Source organism: Pseudoalteromonas sp. NEC-BIFX-2020_002 (assembly GCF_013002825.1).
Taxonomy (GTDB): domain Bacteria; phylum Pseudomonadota; class Gammaproteobacteria; order Enterobacterales; family Alteromonadaceae; genus Pseudoalteromonas; species Pseudoalteromonas neustonica.
On sequence record NZ_JABEPJ010000002.1, the window covers coordinates 57,322 to 73,161 of the forward strand.

General features: G+C 38.4%; 12 protein-coding genes. 3 read left to right on the forward strand and 9 right to left on the reverse strand.

The genetic code is table 11. From position 1 onward, the window contains the following. Positions 1 to 50: 50 nt before the first annotated feature. Positions 51 to 575, reverse strand: a complete 525-nt coding sequence (locus tag HJP15_RS02575) for a hypothetical protein (protein WP_054203428.1) — start codon at positions 573 to 575, stop codon at positions 51 to 53. Between the two features lie 338 nt (positions 576 to 913). Here HJP15_RS02575 and HJP15_RS02580 point away from each other — a divergent pair, with 338 nt between their 5' ends. Further along, positions 914 to 1,936: a substrate-binding domain-containing protein gene (locus tag HJP15_RS02580; protein ID WP_054453789.1), complete on the forward strand. Its 1,023-nt coding sequence runs from the start codon at positions 914 to 916 to the stop codon at positions 1,934 to 1,936. Between the two features lie 69 nt (positions 1,937 to 2,005). On the opposite strand, the gene HJP15_RS02585 is transcribed toward HJP15_RS02580, so the two are convergent. Next, positions 2,006 to 3,010, reverse strand: a complete 1,005-nt coding sequence (locus tag HJP15_RS02585; protein ID WP_082355632.1) for a diguanylate cyclase — start codon at positions 3,008 to 3,010, stop codon at positions 2,006 to 2,008. Positions 3,011 to 3,088: 78 nt separating this feature from the next. Here HJP15_RS02585 and HJP15_RS02590 point away from each other — a divergent pair, with 78 nt between their 5' ends. Beyond that, positions 3,089 to 4,210, forward strand: coding sequence for a linear amide C-N hydrolase (locus HJP15_RS02590; protein WP_054453785.1), 1,122 nt, complete (start codon positions 3,089 to 3,091; stop codon positions 4,208 to 4,210). A gap of 20 nt (positions 4,211 to 4,230) precedes the next feature. On the opposite strand, the gene HJP15_RS02595 is transcribed toward HJP15_RS02590, so the two are convergent. The 3 genes from HJP15_RS02595 to HJP15_RS02605 all read right to left on the reverse strand — a co-directional run bounded on the left by HJP15_RS02595 (position 4,231) and on the right by HJP15_RS02605 (position 8,128). After that, positions 4,231 to 5,802 (reverse strand): transposase, encoded by a 1,572-nt coding sequence (locus tag HJP15_RS02595; protein ID WP_170173005.1) that lies wholly within the window; start codon positions 5,800 to 5,802, stop codon positions 4,231 to 4,233. Positions 5,803 to 6,299: 497 nt separating this feature from the next. Further along, a complete protein-coding gene (locus tag HJP15_RS02600) occupies positions 6,300 to 7,295 on the reverse strand; it encodes a GGDEF domain-containing protein (RefSeq protein WP_170173006.1) in 996 nt (331 codons plus the stop codon). 65 nt (positions 7,296 to 7,360) lie between these two features. Next, positions 7,361 to 8,128, reverse strand: coding sequence for a substrate-binding periplasmic protein (locus HJP15_RS02605; protein ID WP_231658954.1), 768 nt, complete (start codon positions 8,126 to 8,128; stop codon positions 7,361 to 7,363). A 359-nt stretch (positions 8,129 to 8,487) separates the two neighbouring features. Here HJP15_RS02605 and gss point away from each other — a divergent pair, with 359 nt between their 5' ends. After that, a complete protein-coding gene (gene gss, locus HJP15_RS02610; protein WP_170173007.1) occupies positions 8,488 to 10,383 on the forward strand; it encodes a bifunctional glutathionylspermidine amidase/synthase in 1,896 nt (631 codons plus the stop codon). 68 nt (positions 10,384 to 10,451) lie between these two features. Here gss and HJP15_RS02615 read toward each other — a convergent pair whose 3' ends face one another. The 4 genes from HJP15_RS02615 to HJP15_RS02630 form a co-directional block, all read right to left on the reverse strand. Beyond that, complete coding sequence (locus HJP15_RS02615) at positions 10,452 to 11,972, reverse strand: hypothetical protein (protein WP_170173008.1); 1,521 nt, start codon at positions 11,970 to 11,972, stop codon at positions 10,452 to 10,454. Beyond that, positions 11,972 to 12,877, reverse strand: coding sequence for an ABC transporter ATP-binding protein (locus tag HJP15_RS02620; protein WP_170173009.1), 906 nt, complete (start codon positions 12,875 to 12,877; stop codon positions 11,972 to 11,974). Before HJP15_RS02620 ends, HJP15_RS02615 begins: the two co-directional genes overlap by 1 nt. Before the next feature lie 214 nt (positions 12,878 to 13,091). Beyond that, entirely contained in the window at positions 13,092 to 14,312 is a 1,221-nt protein-coding gene (locus HJP15_RS02625; protein WP_054453776.1) for a hypothetical protein, read from the reverse strand. Further along, positions 14,287 to 15,699 (reverse strand): MBOAT family O-acyltransferase, encoded by a 1,413-nt coding sequence (locus HJP15_RS02630; RefSeq protein ID WP_170173010.1) that lies wholly within the window; start codon positions 15,697 to 15,699, stop codon positions 14,287 to 14,289. The genes HJP15_RS02625 and HJP15_RS02630 overlap by 26 nt, the downstream gene beginning before the upstream one ends. Positions 15,700 to 15,840: the final 141 nt, after the last annotated feature.

Below are 15,840 nucleotides of genomic sequence, written 5' to 3' on the forward strand. Positions count from 1 at the left end.
CCGCAACCACTATTTTTTACAGCTTCACAATCCATAGCCCACTCTTTGTATTAGTTATTAATAACAGCTTTTAGCTTATTAAGTGCTGAAACTGAAAACCCACGGTCATAAAAGTAAATAATTGTTCCATCGCTATCCAGTAGCACTACTCGAGTATTATTTGGGTTTTCGTTACCCGTGAAAGCTTGTACTGCATCTCCATCTTTATAAATTGTGATAACTCCACCCCACAATTCTTTTGGGATGCCCTTTCTCATACCGTTATCTATCAGTGTGCTAAACATGCGCGGCGCCATACCTTGAATTGTTGGTAACTCATAAGTAGGTATTGTTACACCAGTCATATCAAGACCTATTAACCAGCGGTCAATATCAAACTGACTATCTTGTTTATAGCCTATCAATAGTAAACTAAGTTGTTCGTTAAAATCAGTGGGGATCGTTATCCGCTTCTTCTCTAAATTTTCACCGCTTACAATTGGGAACTGTTGACCACTCACGTCTTGGTTTGGGTATTGACTTGAGCAGCCAGTCAATACCATGAATACAAAAGTAATAATTAATAATCTAAACATATGCACGTCTCTTTTTGTTTATTATTCAACCTGTAATTTTAAGGCGTTTAAGTGATAATTTTTATACATATACGCTAAAGCAACAATAAAAGATTCATTATCCTTCAATCAACGTTGTGATTTGTAATACTTTGCTAAAATCGCATCAGCCAATTAATTGTGTATCAATCGCATAGGTATTATTCAAAGCAGTGACTAGCTGGCCGCTTTCTATTGTTACCTTACGACTTTAATAAAAAGCTAAAACAGGTAATTATTGTGTTAAATAAATGCTACATTCAAACTTAGTTAATAGCACTTATAGCTTAAGATAATTTTTAAAGAGAGAGTATTTACTTATGTCACAGCGTTCATCTGTGCGTTTTAAACACATAAAAATTGCATTGTTGTTTTTAATTAGCTCGGTGTGTGTCACATTTACTCTACATGCCAAGGCACAAATTGTGATTGGTATCGTCGGGAAAACAAAAAATGACAGCTTTTATATACAATCATTTAAGGGTTGTCTAAAGTTTGCAGAATCAATGCCTGATGTTACCTGCGTATATGATGGCCCTGACGATTATCAAGATATTCGAACGCAATCACTCATTATTCAGGACTTAGTAAAAGATGAGATCGACGGTTTACTCTTAGCAACGACGGATTCGGATTACTTAGTAAGCAGGGTATTAAAGGATCTTGATAGACAAAATATCCCCGTGATCACTTTTGACTCAGATCTACTGCCTAAAGATCATCAATATAGGCTTGCGTATGTTGGTACAAACAATTTTGAGTTTGGTGTTGCACTTGGTAATCAAATTAAATTATTTGCGAAAGATTCTCCCCTAAATACCGTGTGTATTCAATCTGGCCATCAAACAACACCTAATCTCAATGAGCGGATCGCTGGTGTAAGATTTGCACTTTCAGGCAAAAGTGAGAAACGACTATCAGGTGAAAATGGTTGGGATGAGTTTAGCCGCTGCCCTTTATACAGTTTAGGAAAAAGGGGGACTTCCTTGGAGCAGTTAAAAAACGTATTAAAAATGAAGCACCCCCCTCTTTTCTTGGCTGTTGCAGGGTTTGCTCAGTTCAACTCTGATTACATTAAATCAGTACAATCGCATAAAAGCAGGATAGAATCTGGTAATGTCGTCATTATTTCAGCAGATACTGAAGAGGTGCAGTTACGAGCTTTAAAGCAAGGTCTATCGCAATCTAATATTGGTCAAAATCCATTTGAAATGGGTCGCTTAAGCGCAGAGTTAATGTACAACTTTATTGTGAATGATAAGAAACCTGAAAAGCCTTTCTACTACTTAGATTTTCACTATTGCACTAAGAGAAATGTAGATACTTGCACTAAAAATTATTAAACACTCAAACAGAAGACTTTTAAAATGAAACGTATTTTTACGTAAAAACAGCATCTAGATTGCAAATTATTATTTATAAACCACACAATTACGGCCTTTTTCTTTTGCTAAATAAAGATTTACATCTGCCGCTTTTAAAAGTTCAGAAAGACTAGAATCAGTTGATGTCGAAACACCAATACTCACTGTAACATGGATGTTATCTTTGCCATGGGTAACGTATTCGGCCGCTACTTTCGATCTAATTTCCTCAGCTTTAATAACAGCAAGTTCAGGTGTTACATTTTCCATTAAAATACAAAATTCTTCTCCTCCAATTCTAAATACACTATTTCGATTTGTAGCTGAGGTCAAGCCCTGCGCTATTTTCTTCAACACTTCATCACCAAATGGGTGACCGTATGAGTCATTAACATTTTTAAAATAATCAATATCCAAAAGCGCTAAACTAACTGGTTGGCTTTTATTTAATTGGGAGTACGTTTTGGTTAAACTAAGTCGATTAAAAGCCCCTGTTAACGGGTCTTTTAATGCTAGTGTACGCAGCGCTTTCTCTGAGTTTGCGCGTGATGTCTCATATGTATGAGAAATCCCCCAAACAAGAAGGTAACTAAAAGCAAAGTTCAATAACGGTGATGTGTAAAACGTCTCTGTTTTAAAATAGATAATAGTGATTTGAGCAACAAAGTAAAAACCACTTAAAACAATCCCAAAACGCTTACCTAATAAAAGATAAAACACAATTGGCAGAGCGAGCGCCCACATTAAAAGGTATGACACTAGTGGTGCCATATGTGCGCCACTTGCAATAAGCCCAACGAGTGAATACACATACAGCTGCTTTGACCAGTGCAAGCTGTCTGTTTTACTCGCGTTTAAATATAAACCAAGTGAAAAAAAGGCGTAAAGACATTGCATACCCCCATAGATAAAATGTTGGCCGATAAAGATATTAAGGAGCCCCAAACCCAAAGCGAGCAATAAAGTGACACTTGTCATACCCCTTATTACTTTAAGTCTGAGCCTTAACGTGTAATCAAGATCAAACGTATCCATAACAGCCATTTTTAACATTCTTTATAGTCATTGTATTAATAAAGTAATTAGATAACATAGGGACAAAACAATCCAGAAAATAATAGGATAACTTACATGTGTACGCGTATTTTTAACAGTCTAAACCCAGATTTTCCAGTAACAGCTAGAAATATGGATTGGTTTGCAGGCGTAAATGCTTTTTTATACACTTTTCCGGTCGGATTAAAACGTATCGGCTTCATACCTGAAGATACGGATCAATTTAAAGTACCCCAAAGGCAAATACTCAAGTGGAAATCTCATTACTCAAGTATTGCAACTGTAATGGGTGATAAACGAATGGGCACAGCTGATGGCATTAATTCGGCAGGCCTCGTGGTCAATGCTTTATACGATACAGGAGCAGATTACATACCTATACGCGCAGACAATAGTTCGCCTTTGCTGAATAAACGCCAAACTGAGCACTCCCCTCTTGAAGAAAGTAAAAAAGTATTAAGTGTGCTCAGTTGGGCGCAGTTCACACTCGATAAATTCGGATGTGTCAAAGCTGCTGCAAAGTACTTCAGAAAACAAAAAATTCAAATTGTAGAAGAGAATGTTCCTGATGGTTTAGGGAAATCAACCCCCGCAACACTTCACCTTTGTTTATCAGACAAAACCGGAAACTCCGCCATAATTGAAGTCAATAATAACGCATTCGTTGTGTATGAAAGCGAAAAATTTAGAGTTGCCACTAATGAACCTAATTACAAAACCCAACTAGAAATAAATCAGTATTGGCAGTACATGTGGGGCAAGGCTGAGACGCCCAACTCTCGACCTCTTTACACCGTGCCTGGTGGCGTTTCTTCAACCCAAAACTTTGAGCGAGCTTCTTTTTACATATCACTTAGCGAACCCGTTAATTCAACAATAAAAGCCGTATCACAAACACGCTCAATGGTTGCAGCCTGCGCTGTACCACATGGATTTAATCCAAGAAGTGCAAGTATTAGCTCAAGCACTATTTGGTCAAACGTTAGTGATCAAGCAAGTGGCACCTATTATTTCTTAAATATGTGTAACATGGCACAAGTTTGGCTAGATTTTTCCACTGAAATTACAACATGTCAGCGAGTCCAAGTAATGACACTTGAAGGTGAAGAGCTTATTGAGCAGCCGCCTATTTTTGGCAACTTAAACGACAAATGCACAGTAACAAACGATCCATACGCAAGGGCTAAAAAAGCCTAGAGCACCATATAGTTTAAAAATCATGCAGCTAATTTCAGTGATATATGTAAATTAGTGATCATGGCTGTACGATTTAAATCATATTCATTGAGTCTTATTCCTCTATATCGTGCTCGAGGTCCTTTACGGTTACATACAGATGCAAGAGCGTGCTCTACTTTAACACGCTCTCTTGCTTTAGCTCGACCCTCAGCAGTCGTGACGTATACACTTAAATCTTGCATCATAGATTCATGCTCGTGGATTGAAACAACGCGGCTATTTTCTGAATCCGTACATTTGGATTTACTAGGACAAACACTGCATTCATATTTTGGAAATCTGACAAACTTTTTCTTTCTTCCTTGTATTGATGCGGTGATATTGTTTGGACAAGTGACTGTATTTTCATCTAAATCAATTAAAAATGATTTTTTACTAAATTTGTCTTTGACTGCTGGAGGTGTCCAAGGTTTGGCAACTACCGTGAGGCCCTCCTGATACATATCTAACGTCCAATCTGCTGCTAAATAACCTCTATCGATACTTAATTCGGTCACTTTTTCATAGTTTAATACTTTAGGTTTGAGTTGCTCACTGGCTTTATGCTCTGGTTCATTCGCTGGACGGACGCAAGTCGCAAGAATGAGCTTAGAATCTAAGTCAACTGCAATATGTTGTTTGAATCCATTGATAGTGCGTGAACTTGATTTTCGACCATGGCGCATCGCACTATTTGAGACTGAAATTCTCCTATCAGGGACTGTTCCTTTTTTAATTTGGTGCCCACCACCTTCAGGATCTGGTGTAATATTTTGCGCTAATACTGTTTCTAATAAGGACAGGCACTCTTTTAAAGATTTATGCTCCCTTATACTAACAGGGGCTGCTTTTAACCATGTTTTAAGCGTCTCAACATCAGATAATAATGTATTGATTGCTTGATGCTTTTCATTTGCATCAGACCAATCTATATCCAGCGCAGCCTTAACGCTACTTTGACCAACGAGTTTCAAACCCGTTTGTGAGATAATCGATTTTTCATCAGTTTGTTGAATATATGCTAAACAATCTACAATTAGTTCAAGCGCATGACTCACGAGATTAAAAGTGTCTTCGACACGTCCAGCCCCCTGTAACGGTGCCGAATCTAAAGCAACGCGTAAGTTTTTGTGACCAAATTTACTGAAAGATTTAGCCACATTAACTGTATGTTCAAGTAACACTTCATCCATATTATGCTTCACTAAACGATGCCTAAAATCACACAAAGTCCCTTGTGAAAAAGGCGCATTTTCATCATCTAAGCAATTGAGCACCATTCGCCAACGCATATCAAACATTGCATCAAGGGTTGCCCCTGCATCTGATTTTTGTTTATAACTTTGTAAAATTGTTGCCATAGCTAGCTGAGCTGCAGGAACAGGGGGCTTTCCTTTCGGGTGATCGGCATACATTTCAATAAGTTGACTTTCGATGGTTTCATTGAGAATTTCATGTCGATATTCACGAAGAAATACGAAGAGTTTGCCATGTGTTTTTAAACGGCTACAGATTAATTTTTCTTTTTTACTCAATGCTTCAGGGCATTGCCAATGGCGATTATATTTCATGATATGACTACGTTAGCTAAGACACGCTATTTGATCATGAATTGAAGTAAATGTCGATCTGGTTAGAATGTATACTGATCGGTGCTCTAGGGCGTGTTGACCTTTCGTAATTAATTTTGCAGCAGTCTATTTGGTAGTTAGGTAAGGCAGAGCCTATGGTGTGTGGTTGTTCCCCATAAATAGGCGAAACGCAGTATAAATGCCAAACATGCGTTACCCAAAGGGCTCTTCCTAGGGGCAATTAACTCTTTGTTACCTACACGGATGTAGGAAAGGGCGTAAGAAGGGCGCACAAGCTTTGCTCGGTTTTTACTTATTCTCACATGGATGTGAGCCAGTAGAATAACGCAGGAGCAGTTATCGAGCCCACTCGATTGCAAACCTCGCGCCGCGATTAAATCCCCCTAGCTTGAACAAATTTCAATCTACAAAGGTCACCCAGTATTAAATATACCATATATAACAAAGAGTTAACTAAAACATTATTTCGTTCATGCTTAACACTGGCTACAGGCAACAACCTTATTACGCCCTCTATTTTTAGCTAAATATAAATTCGCATCGCACTGTTTTAACCAATCTTTCCTGTGTTTATTACAAACAAGTTCGCATACACCAATACTGACCGTTAATTCGCCCTCAGGAAGTAATTTACTCTTTTGCACATGGCTGCGTATCTGTTCTGCCGCTTGTATTGCTTGGTTTTCATCCGCACTGTGCAATAAAATTAGAAACTCTTCGCCTCCTAAGCGAAATAATATATCGTTGCTGTTCGAGTTTGCTTTCATTATAGCTGCAAAGCCTTTTAAAACTTCATCACCTACGTCATGTCCATATTGATCATTTACCTTTTTAAAATGGTCAAGATCCAACATTAAAATTGACATAGGGGCTTTCTCGCATTGATTTATAAAGATGGCATTTTCTAAAGAGTCACTAAGTAAAAAGCGATTGTTTAGACCCGTTAATACATCTGTTATAGATAACCTATGTAGCTGAGCATGCTGTAGGGCGATTTCTTTAAGAGTTAAATAAGCAAAAATACTAATGCTAATTAACACAGCATAAAAACGCGCAAATACATCAGGTGATAAATTATACCAACCGAATGGCAAAATTATGGCTAAATAAAGAATGTTCGCTAATCGCGCTAAATGCAGCGGCAAAACAAAATAACAAGTTAAAACAGCTGGGTATGCCCAAAACGATGCTGTGACACCCCATACATTAATTGCAGCAAGTGAACAGCCTGCCATTATTGGCATCGTCGCAAATAAGTTTAATGGCAGGCTATAGGTCCCTTTAAAACACAATACGGCATTAAAAGTGCAAAATAAAATAGCAATAACCCCCAGAAAACCCATGCCATTTTTAATCACATAAAAATCATACACAGTAAAAGGGGCTATTGCTATTACACTAACGAGGGACACATTTAAGGCTGACTTCAAGAGAAATTCAGGGTGCTTAGAGGTATGATTTACTTTCTTCATCCGGGGTATATCCTAATAAAAAATATGTACCCAAAAACTTAAATTCAGGAAGATAAACTTCATGCTTATTCTAAATTGTATTTTTTTAGAATTACTGCCAATTTCCCTGACTTTTTAATATTTAAAAATGCCTTTTCAAATTTTTTTATTTGTAACTTTGACACCGATGTTTTACTAAATGCAAAATAAACAGGCTCAGAATTAATTACAAATGGGCTAATTGTCACTTTCATAAAATCTGGATTGTTTTGCACTTGATAAACGATGTTATATTTTTCTTCTAAAAAGCCAGAAATACGCCCATGGCGTAACAAATCCAGTTTTAATTGGTTATCTGGTACGTAAATAAATCGCTCATCGGTATCTTGCTCTTCTATAAAACGTTTTTCAAATGTACTACCGTAATAAGCACCACGTTGAATTGCTATTGGTGCATCAAGTTCAAATAAACTACTTACAGTATTTATGCTGTAAGAACGTTCTGCATTCATAGCAAATACAATATTCTCCTGCTTTTGAGGGCCTATGAAATAAGCAAAACGCATACGTTGTGCTGTTTTAGATACGCTAAGCATTAAGTCCACTTCGCCATTTTCGAGCATTTTTAATGAACGCCCCCAAGGAATACTTACAAAGCGATACTCACAGCCAGCCTCATCAAGCAATGCTTTTGCAAAATCAACATCAAGTCCATGCCAGGTTAAGTCTTCATTTTGATGCGATTGTGCGGCATAATTTTCAAAGCGAACAATAATCTGGCACGTGTTCTCAGCTGAATAACTTACATTACTAAACATCGCACAGGACAACACAGCAATAATTAAATACTTCACATAATATGCTCTCAAAGAAGCGATATGATAAGTTTAGTTTATTTAATCAGCATCGCCACTACATACTTTGCTATCTAGTTTATAATTGCTTAAATGTTTACTGGCCTAAAAAGCGACTTTTTAAGTGCTATTTAAGTGCTATTTAAGTGCTGTAAAAAACACGTATTAATTTTTATCATCCCTAAAAATTCGGATAATAAGAGACAACCAATTACCGCTTATTATTCCTAACAAAAAGCATTAAATTTTAAACTCTTTTAACTAAATAAAAAGTACTTGAAGGCTCTGTTTTTAACTTGCTATCAAACCAATACACTTCTATAGTCTGCAGATTATCACTCCCTAATTTTTGAACTACTTTGTCTAAAAAATCTCACGTACCTGCTAGCCCTTTTGGAGAGCTATTAGGCTATGCACTTGGTAATGTTGCTGTTTATTCGTCTGACTACGACAGTGCTGATGAAACAGCCTACCCAAATAGGAGTGCCTACAGAAGTTATCTCGATGGCATTTACATGGGCTATAAATGGCAATGTGTTGAATTTGCGCGCCGCTGGATGTATCTCAATCACGGCTATATATTTGATGACATTGCAATGGCTTATGATATTTTTGAGCTACGCTCGGTACGTGATATAAACAGCCAAACTAGACTTCCTTTGCATGCATTTCGTAATGGTGCAAAACACCACCCAACAGTGGGAAGTTTACTCATTTGGGAAGAAGGCGGAGAGTTTGAAGAAACAGGTCATGTTGCTGTTATAGTTGAAGTCCATACAGATAAAATTCGCCTAGCAGAACAAAATGTTGGCCATCAAGTATGGCCGCAGGGCCAGCAATGGTGCCGTGAACTCAAAGCTAAAATCACACAGCAAGGTGACTACTGGATTGAGTGTTCTTACAGCGATGCCACTATTTTAGGCTGGATGACACAAACTGATCAGAGCGAATTTAGCGAGCCAACGCCTGAAGTAAGTACAGATCTATTTGCTATCAAACCTCAACATGCAACTGACTCTGGACAGGCCAAAAAGTCATGGCTTAACATTGCTAATGACGACGAAGCCGCCTACGTAGATATGATGCAAGGCCATAAACTAACTTCAGTAAGTGCTGATCAACATCATTACTTTGCTATATCAAATACTGCACAACAAACGATTGAACATGCCACCAATGAGTTACATGGCTTATTTATGCATGCTACAGATTATGTGTTGCAGCACCCTGGATTATTAAAAAAGTTTAATTTACCTGATGTCGTACTCAATAAAATTCGCCAATCATGGGATAATCGCTTAAACCAACTGATCACCAGCCGGTTTGATTTTGCACTCACACCTGCCGGATTAAAAGTATATGAATACAACTGTGACTCCGCGTCATGCTATATGGAAAGCGGTAAAATACAGGGTAAATGGGCTAAACATTTTGGTGTTAAAACAGGTGTTGATGCAGGCCATGATCTCTTTAAAGATTTAGTTAAAGCATGGCGAAAAAGTGAAGTAAAAGGCCTTATACATATTTTACAAGATGACGAACCAGAAGAGCATTATCACGCGTTATTTATGAAAGAAGCTATTGAAGCTGCTGGTTTTGAATGCAAAGTAATTATTGGTTTAAAGAGTTTACGCTGGGATGATTCCGGCAATATAGTTGATGCTGATGGTGAAAAGCTCAACTTTGTCTGGAAAACATGGTCATGGGAAACTGCATTAGATCAAATAAGGCAAGAGTGTGAAGCAGATCAATCCCAAGGGGATGATTTTGAACCTCAGTGGCAAGCGGGTAAAACGCCACGTTTAGTTGATGTACTGCTGCGTAAAAACGTCATGGTGTTTGAGCCACTTTGGACCTTGATCCCAAGTAATAAAGCGATTTTACCTGTGTTATGGAGCTTATTTCCAAACCATCGATTTTTACTCAATACTGCATTTGCTCTAAATGATGAATTATTACAAACAGGTTATGTAGTTAAACCGATCGTTGGCCGATGCGGTGCTAATATTCAACTCGTTGATGAACAACAGCAAGTCATAGAAAAAACCGTGGGTCATTTTGCCGCACAAGATCAAATATACCAGCAACTATTTGCACTGCCTAAAGTTGGTGACTACTTTGTACAGATATGTAGTTTTACCGCCGCAGGGAAATACGCAGGTACTGGGGTACGCGTTGATAAAAGTATGATTATAAATGGCCAGAGCGATTGTATGGCACTACGTGTTAGTGATGATAGCCTTTATATCTCGTAAACAATTAAAGTTCGTAACCCCCAAGTACACAAAAGAGCATCAGGTAAAGTCCCCTGATACTCTTTTAATTAACGGGTTCGTTTAATACTCATTGTTAATAGCAATAATCCACTAGCAATAGCCAAAAAGTAATAAGGCATTCCTGCACCCCAACTCGACTGACTGTTCACGCCTAAAAAGTCTAAATATAATCCAGCTTGCAGAGGCCCTATATACCAAATAACTAAAAACACGACTTCAAACATTCGCTTTGTTTGCGTAAATGCACCGCAAAAATAGGCTAATGAAACCATAAACGAAATAGCCACAAACAATTGTACCAGCAGCAACCACTCCGCCATTACTACGTACCGCGCAATACTACCTAAACACGCTAATGCTAACAGTCCCCAGCCAGCACTAAAACTCGCCATATTTTGCAATAATGGGGATTGCTTACTGTAAGCCATAATTTCAAAGGTATTTGTTTGCCTCTCTAGCTGCCCTAATGGTGATATAACCAATACACACCACAGCAATGAGATAGGTAAAAAAAGGCTCAATAACAGCTCCTGATCAACAAAAGCTTGGCATACATTCAAAGTGACCAACCCGATGAACCACAGATTTGTTTGCCCTTTGAGCATTAACTTAAACTCTAATCGTAATAAACGTGTAAAAGCGAATGACTTTGTTGCGCCAGCAAATAATCTATCGAGTATTCCTGTGACTTTTTCAATTACGCTGACTATTCGCCATGGCTTTTTAGCCTCTTTCAGTGAGCCATTACTGAAACGATCAAAAAATAAAAATGCTAAACTCAAACCTATTAAGCTGATCATCAACAAAGGCAGCATTCCTAAGAGGTGCACAACACTTGGCTCAAACCCATGCCAAACAAATGTGCTTACAGATTCACTCGCTGTTATGCCAACATTGGTGCCACCTTGCTCTGCTGGAAAACGCGCAGCAACCTCCATATCTAAACTTTCAAGCACCGCACCAATGCCTGACACTCCTGCAATGCTTTGCGTTATCGAGCCAATCCACAAGAAAAAATACGCCACATTACCAAAACCACCTTTGAGCCACGTTATCGACTCAAACAAAATAGCAATTGATGCAATTGCTAATAACAGCGGTAAAACAAACACTAATTGCGGCCAAACAAGTGCCCACATATCAATCTGGTAGCTTTCGCCATAATAAAGTTGGATCAATACACTACTGAGCAACATCGCCAATACAATTGAAAGTAAAATCAGTACATTTACTCCCCACTTAGCGAATAAAAAAGCCTGTTTGCTAATCGACGTTGCTGCAATAAGCTCACACGTTTTTGATTGCCTATCTAACTCAAGTGCATTTTTAACTAAGTAAAAACAAATAATGGGTAAGAACATGACATTCAGCATCGCTAAACATACGCCAATCCACGCGCTGTTATAAATCCCGCGGTAGCCATTAATAACCAAAGTTTGGTACTGCGCATCAGGGGATGGAAAATACAATAACGTTAATACAGACATAGCCAACAAGGTCACCATATAACTTTGTTGGCGTGTGCGTTGTTTAAAGTCAGCTACCATACATTGCCAAATCTGTTTCATTAACGGATCCTCGCTGCGCTGTGAGATGCTGATTGCTCGCTGGTAAAATACAAGTAAGCATCTTCGAGTGATGGCACCCGTTCCGTAGCTTTAGAGTCAGGGCAATGATCCGCAACAAGGTTTAATTCAAGCTTTCCTTCTTTTCGAATGCTGTGGCTAACAATATACTCATGCTGGATCTGTTTCAGCTCCGATGGTTCAACCGTTAGTGTCCAGCATTTATCAGCCACTTTTTGCTGTAATACATCTGCTGTTGCTGATTGGATAAGCGTGCCACCGCGCATAATTACAATGCGATCCGCTATCGATTCAACATCTGACACAATATGTGTAGAGAAGATAATGCAACGATCCGCCGCAAGCTCGGTCAATAACTGTCTAAAGTTGGCGCGTTCATGCGGATCAAGACCAACTGTCGGCTCGTCAATGATCAATAATTTAGGATCATTTAATAACGCCTGCGCAATTCCAATGCGTTGTTTCATACCGCCAGAGTAGCCTTTTAGCGGCTGATGCGCGGCGTGAGTTAAATTAAGTTTATTAAGTAAATCATCAATAACACTCTTGGCATGGGAACTTTCAAGCCCTTTAAGCCCTGCCATGTATTGCAAAAACTCAATACCCGACAGCTGTTCATACACGCCAAAATATTGAGGTAAATAGCCCAGCTCTTTGCGTAACAATTGTGGTGATTTAACAATATCTTGGCCTTGCCATAAAATGACACCTTGTGTTGGCTTAGTAATGGTAGCCAGAATTCTCATCAAACTAGATTTTCCTGCTCCATTAGGGCCTAACAAGGCTAAAATACCAGGTTCAACTTGCAACGATAATGTATTAATTGCGCATTTTGCATCTTTGCTTTTATTATATTGATGACGTAATGATTGAATATCTAATAGCATGAGTGTCTATTCCTAATTAAGTTACACTCATTCAGCAAATATTAAGCCATATAAATAGCAATTAATAATCAACAACTTAAATTTTAAAATTTTTAAATAAACAATATTGAATAACAACTCTCACCAAATAATGGCGAAAAGCATCAACGTGATAAGTTAGGATCTTTCTCACCCGCTGATGCATGTAACTTATTCAGCCTAACCACTGTAAAAACTAAAACAAACTTTGATACTGATCTATTAGATAATCTGTGTAAGCAATATCGCCACGATAACGCGATAAATGCGTGGTATCACGGTACATTTGCGGGGTTATTTGCGGTATATTTTGATGGTTTTTCAGCTTAATACCAGTAGCTTGTTCTATTTGCGTAATTACCGCAGCTAAACGTTTTTCAGCCTCTGGTGTTGTTTTTATCCACTTGCTGTTTTTTGGCAGCATGATCACTTCAACGTTATCAGATACACGTTGAAAGTTTTTTACAATGTTAATAAAGTGATCAACTAATAATGGCTCAAAATGAAGCTGCTCTATATCGGCACTACTAATGCGACTGAGGCGGTCATTTCTCATTGCGTTATCGGTTTGCGTAACGCGGTAATAGTCGTTAAATATGGCTAATGTTTCTGCTGAACGCTCTTGTGGAATAGTCCCGCCACCTTGCCATTCATAGCTCCATTCTACCGGCTTATGATCAGGGTATTCTTCATCAAACTTCTGACCAAGCAATCGCCCTAAGCGACGACGTTGCGCAATAGTTTCATCATCATCTTTAAACGTTTGATGTGACTGAGGAGGAAACATCCCTCTGCCAAAAAAGCTGGTGATCATTTCAGCTGATATATTACCGCGCAAATACTTTATATTGAATAACCGTACGCCACGAGTAAGATCATTTTTTGCAATTTCCATTAACTCCTCGTCATTGGCAAGCAACGTTAAAAATGAGTCTAAAACTGGCGCAGCTCTATCCCAGCGTGTTTGCGTGGTTTGAAACGGATTAAACTCAATCATGGTTAGCTTTATTTTGCGATCTTCTTCGATAAATTCATCCGCAATACGCCGTGACAAAAAATCTTGAAAATATGGGTTTAGCCCACCAAAGCCATAATTAAACGATTTAACCTGCTTACCCCGCTGCGCTAAATCAGCATCAAATTTTCGCGGCGAAAACCCAGCTCGCGTCATTGATGAACCAAAAAACATCACAACATCGTTTGGTTCTTTCACTATCTGTGGCAAAGCCGCCCGTGACTCAGTGACCCTGCCTAATACGCCTTGTGAATTTGCCCCCATCCCATGCAAAATAAGATGAATACTGATAAGTGCGAAAGCCATACATAAGCCAATAACAAGAATCGACTTTCCATATAATTTTTGTGATGTCATTGTTGCTGTACCTTGATGATTAGAATTGGAAATAGATAAACTCATTACTTGGCTCCCCGATAAATAAACACACGCCTTGCCCTAACATCATTAACAGCCAAAATAGCCAGGGTTTATTTTCCAGCTTGTCAGCGCCCTTTATTACGTAAAAATCCATAATATGTACAAGTAGCACCCATATACTGGTCATTACAAAAATAATCATTGCGTTGCTTCCTGCTGCTATTGTTGAATTAAATACATGTAAATTAGTAATAATATCTATGGCAGAAGTTAAGTCGTTGGCTGCAAAAAATACCCAACCTATAAGGACTAAATAAAACGTGATGGCCCACTTAATAAAAGTAACAAGCAGCGCGTTGGATTGATTAAAACGTGCAAATATTTTCAACCCTGCTAAATAGTGCGTGACAGTAATAATAGCGCCATGAAATGCGCCCCACGCAACAAAGGTCCACGCCGCACCATGCCATAAACCACCCAATAACATAGTTAAAAACACATTACGGGTACGGTTATTATTTCTGTTTCCACCTAATGAGATATATAAATAATCGCGTAACCATGTAGAGAGGGAGATATGCCAACGACGCCAAAAATCAACCGGAGAAAGCGCAAAATAAGGCACTCTAAAGTTCAATGGAATACTAAAACCAAGTATCAGCGCAATACCAATTGCTATATCGGTATAGCCCGAAAAATCGCCATAGATTTGCCCTGCAAATGCCAGTACTCCAGTCCAAAGTTCAAGCGTGCTAATAGGGCCTTTTGCTTCAAAAGCATGTTGCGCTGGGATAGCTAATATATCAGCCCCCGTTTTCTTGATAAGCCCAACAGTGATCAGTAAAAAGCCATGTTTTACAGCCGTATATTTAGGTAATGCGATGGCGTGCATTTGTGGCAATATATGGCTTGCACGAAGAATAGGCCCTGCAACCAATTGAGGAAAAAACGATAACGCAGCAACAAATTCAACTAAGCCTTTACGTGGCCTCATGTCGCCACGATAAACATCAATGGTGTAACTTAAACTTTGAAAAGTATAAAAAGAAATACCAACGGGCAGCACCCAACCTAATGTTTCAATAGAGGCATTGTAACCAAGCGAAGATAACAACTCAGACACAGAGTTAAGTGCAAAATCGGCATATTTAAACACTGCAAGTAAACCTAAATTAAGCACCACAGATAAAGTCACCCATTGTTTTTTACGTTGCAGCGTTGATGCTTTATAAATAGCTTGGGCAATAAAGTAATCGGCTACCCCACTGCCCACCAGCAAGGGAATAAAACTATAATTCCACGCGCCGTAAAACACTAAGCTACCAACTAAAATTAAGTACACTTTGGGTTTTTGTTTTAAAAACACAAACCCGTAAAACAAAATAAAAATGGCAAAAAACCAAAAGAATATGGGGGTATTAAAGATCATGGTGTCACCTTCGTTGTTATTTCTTGTGTGATATGTGTTCTTTGATAAGGAATATTTGGGTATAAACATACTATTTCCTTTATTTAGAACGAGTTTGGCTAACCCACTAAAAGTAGGGTGAAAATCAATCAACAATTAATT